Below are 2717 nucleotides of genomic sequence, written 5' to 3'. Positions count from 1 at the left end.
CTGGCTTGAACATATGGCGATGAAAACTAGACTTCAAGTAGTTGAACTTTTGGTATGGAGATGCCTATGCGTAAGACCTTAATCAGCCTCACCGGCCCCGCCTTCGTTGCTGCAGTGGCTTACGTCGACCCCGGCAACGTAGCCGCCAACATCAGCGCCGGCTCCCACTACGGCTACCTCCTGGTGTGGGTACTCGTCGTGGCCAACCTCATGGCCATGTTCATCCAGTACCACTCCGCCAAACTGGGCCTAGTCACCCACCGCTCCCTGCCGGAAATCATGGGCGAGCGTCTCTCCCGCCGCGCGCGCCTAGGCATGTGGGCCCAGGCCGAGCTCATCGCCGCGGCCACCGACCTCGCCGAAGTCATCGGCGGCGCCATTGCCCTGCAACTCCTCTTCAACCTCCCCCTGTTCGCGGGCGCGCTCATCATCGGCGCGGTCTCCATCATTCTCCTCATCTTCCAGAAGAAGAACCAGTGGTTCGAGGGGCTTGTCATCGGCCTGCTCCTGGTCATCTGCATCGGCTTCCTTGCCGGCCTCGCCATCGCCCCGCCCGACCCCGCCGACGTGGCCGGCGGCCTCATCCCCCGCCTAGAGGGCAAGGACAGCATCCTGCTGGCCGCCTCCATGTTGGGCGCCACCGTCATGCCGCACGCCATTTACCTACACTCCTCCCTGACCAAGCAGCGCTACCCCGACCTGGAAATCCCCCACGTACTGGCCGGCACCCGCGCGGACATCGCCGTGGCGCTGTCCATCGCCGGGCTCGTCAACGTGGGCCTGCTGGTCCTGGCGGGCTCGGCCCTCTACGGCGTGGACGGCACAGAGACCATCTCCGGGGCCCACACGGCGATTGCCAGCCACCTCGGCCCGCTGGCCGGCGTTCTCTTCGCCATCGGCCTGCTGGCCAGCGGCCTCGCCTCGACGTCAGTGGGCGCCTACGCCGGCTCCGAAATCATGGACGGCCTGCTTCACATCAAGGTCCCCCTACTAGTCCGCCGCCTGGTCACGCTCATCCCGGCGCTGGTCATCATCGGCTGCGGGGTCGACCCCACTATGGCACTGGTGGTCAGCCAGGCACTTCTTTCCCTGGGCATCCCCTTCGCCATCATCCCGCTTTTCCGCTATGCCGGCTCCCGGGACGTCATGGGTGAGTTCGCCGCGAAACCCTGGTCTATGGCCGTGGGCTGGACGCTTGCCGCGCTGGTCATCGCACTCAATCTCGCCCTCGTGCTCCTGCCGCTGCTCTAGGCCGCCTACAATCAGCAGCCATGATTGAAGTAGCAGCCGTCGTCATCCGCAACCCACAAGGCCACGTGCTTACCGTGCGCAAGAAGTCCTCCACCAAGTACCAACTGCCCGGCGGCAAGCCCGAGGCGGGCGAGGCGCTTGTCGACGCCGCCCTGCGCGAAGTTGCCGAAGAAGTAGGCCTCACCCTCGACGCCGAGAGCCTCAACAAACTCGGCACCTTCGACGCTCCCGCCGCCAACGAACCGGGCGAGGTCGTCGTCGGCACCATCTTCACCTACACCCGCACCGTCACCGCCGACGAACCCCATGCCGCCGCCGAAATCGGCGACACCGCCTGGGTCAACCCAGCAGCCCCCGACCGCGAGCTTGCACACCTGCTGCGCGACCGCGTCTTCCCCACGCTGGCCTAGCGTCAACTGTCAACACTTCGGCGTCATTGACCTCGAAACCATCAAGAGCTACCCTTTTGAACATGTTCACTGAACACGTTCACTCATCGCGCTCGGCCGCCAAAGCTGGCACCGTCAGCAAGGTCCTAGCCACCGCCTACGAACTCTTCCTCACTCAGGGCTACGCCACCACCAGCATCCGGACTATCGCATCCGAAGCTGGCGTTAGCGTGGGAACCGTCATGGGAGTCGGCGACAAACAAACGCTGCTCATCCGCACCATTGGCCAACACATTTCAGAACTCCACGATGACATCCGGGGACAATCCGATAGCCTTCTCGATGTCCTGAGACCTTTCCTCCAGATGTTTACCGGCCACGAAGAGCTCTCCCGCGCCTTTGGCGCAGCACTCATCCAACAAGGCAATCAAGGCGAAGCGCTCACCGCACTCAAAACGCTCCTGACCGATGAAATCACCCTGCGACTCGGCACCAGGCTCAGCAGCGCCGATGCGGCCGAGTACGCCGACCTGCTGTACAACGTCTACCTCGGCTTACTCATCGGCTGGGCCGCCGGAATCTACGACACCGAGCACCTCACATCCCAAGCCGCCTCATCGATCGAACGCCTCAACACCGCATTCGGAGTAACCCAATGATCCTAGAATCTTCCCCAGCCTGGCCCTCCCTTCTACTAGCAGCCATTCTGCTTGGCGACGCCGCCCTCTCCCTCAAACCAGTCCCCTTCATCGAAGCCTGCCTCAGCGGCGTCAAACTCCCCAAGGACTGGTGGTGGGCGCTCATTGTCATCAAGTGCCTCGCCGCCGTAGGACTCATTGCCGGCCTCTGGTTCCCCGGCGTAGGAATCACAGCCATGATTGGAGTCATCGCCTATTTCTGCGCGGCCGCAGCAGCCCATGTCCGCGCCCACTTCCTCGGTAGCGCATTCTGGATCAACTGCTTAGGCATGCTCGCATTCTCCATCGGAGTACTGATCCTGACGCTCGCACTGAATTAAGACACCAGTCAACCTTTCACGGCTTCCTGAAGGCAGATACATCATTGCACCTCTTGAAT

The 2717-nt window shown here is 62.7% G+C and carries 4 protein-coding genes; all 4 read left to right on the top strand.

Translation table 11 applies throughout. The annotated features are described in order from the left end of the window. Positions 1 to 66: 66 nt before the first annotated feature. The 4 genes from HMPREF2559_RS00665 to HMPREF2559_RS00650 all read left to right on the top strand — a co-directional run bounded on the left by HMPREF2559_RS00665 (position 67) and on the right by HMPREF2559_RS00650 (position 2658). Entirely contained in the window at positions 67 to 1251 is a 1185-nt protein-coding gene (locus tag HMPREF2559_RS00665) for an Nramp family divalent metal transporter (RefSeq protein WP_011272788.1), read from the top strand. Between the two features lie 20 nt (positions 1252 to 1271). Next, a complete protein-coding gene (locus tag HMPREF2559_RS00660) occupies positions 1272 to 1661 on the top strand; it encodes an NUDIX hydrolase (protein WP_005292595.1) in 390 nt (129 codons plus the stop codon). A gap of 62 nt (positions 1662 to 1723) precedes the next feature. Continuing rightward, positions 1724 to 2299 (top strand): TetR/AcrR family transcriptional regulator, encoded by a 576-nt coding sequence (locus tag HMPREF2559_RS00655; RefSeq protein WP_005292598.1) that lies wholly within the window; start codon positions 1724 to 1726, stop codon positions 2297 to 2299. Then, positions 2296 to 2658 carry a DoxX family protein gene (locus HMPREF2559_RS00650; RefSeq protein ID WP_005292602.1) on the top strand — a complete coding sequence of 121 codons (363 nt, stop codon included), beginning with the start codon at positions 2296 to 2298 and terminating at the stop codon, positions 2656 to 2658. Before HMPREF2559_RS00655 ends, HMPREF2559_RS00650 begins: the two co-directional genes overlap by 4 nt. Positions 2659 to 2717 lie beyond the last annotated feature (59 nt).

It is taken from the genome of Corynebacterium sp. HMSC072G08 (genome assembly GCF_001809185.1).
Lineage (GTDB): Bacteria > Actinomycetota > Actinomycetes > Mycobacteriales > Mycobacteriaceae > Corynebacterium > Corynebacterium phoceense.
The sequence above is the reverse complement of the archived record's forward strand: the minus strand, read 5'-3'. Positions and strand labels throughout refer to the sequence as shown.

Excerpts from the sequence above, each read along its gene's own strand:
- HMPREF2559_RS00660 (WP_005292595.1), top strand. The coding sequence starts at position 1,272 with ATGATTGAAGTAGCAGCCGTCGTCATCCGCAACCCACAAGGCCACGTG.
- HMPREF2559_RS00650 (WP_005292602.1), top strand. The coding sequence starts at position 2,296 with ATGATCCTAGAATCTTCCCCAGCCTGGCCCTCCCTTCTACTAGCAGCC.
- HMPREF2559_RS00655 (WP_005292598.1), top strand. The coding sequence starts at position 1,724 with ATGTTCACTGAACACGTTCACTCATCGCGCTCGGCCGCCAAAGCTGGC.
- HMPREF2559_RS00665 (WP_011272788.1), top strand. The coding sequence starts at position 67 with ATGCGTAAGACCTTAATCAGCCTCACCGGCCCCGCCTTCGTTGCTGCA.